Here is a 400-nt window from a genome sequence, read left to right as displayed (position 1 = left end):
CTCGAGCCCCCGGGCTACCACGACCGCATCGCCGAGTTCCTCACCTGACCACCCTCAACAGAGGCTCCTGTCGTCGCGGTAGTCCCCAACAGGAGTGCGATATTCGGGTCGAGAAATCGCTCTCCTGTTGGGGACTAGCCCGTGAAGTCGCAGCCCGGTGTCATCCGCTCCGGAACACCGCACGGGCGGTGGCCGAGACGGCTAGGTCGACGCCCGTGATCTCGCGCCAGCGGACGCGCGAAGCGCCGGCGAGTTGCTCGAGGACGTCGAGGGTCGCACTGGTGGCAGGCGGCGGTGAGTACCGGTCGTGTCCGCTGCGCCACCCGAGCGCGAAGAGCAGGTCGCTGATCTCGCCGCCCCACTCCTGGGCCGGTACGCCGCTGCCGGCCACGGCGAGTGC

General features: G+C 69.5%; 1 protein-coding gene. It reads right to left on the bottom strand.

From position 1 onward, the window contains the following. Positions 1-160: 160 nt before the first annotated feature. On the bottom strand, positions 161-400 hold a 240-nt coding region (locus I6F37_RS43175), incomplete at its 5' end, for a hypothetical protein (protein WP_225154859.1).

This window comes from Bradyrhizobium sp. NBAIM08, from assembly GCF_020193935.1.
Lineage (GTDB): Bacteria > Pseudomonadota > Alphaproteobacteria > Rhizobiales > Xanthobacteraceae > Bradyrhizobium > Bradyrhizobium yuanmingense.
The sequence above is the reverse complement of the archived record's forward strand: the minus strand, read 5'-3'. Positions and strand labels throughout refer to the sequence as shown.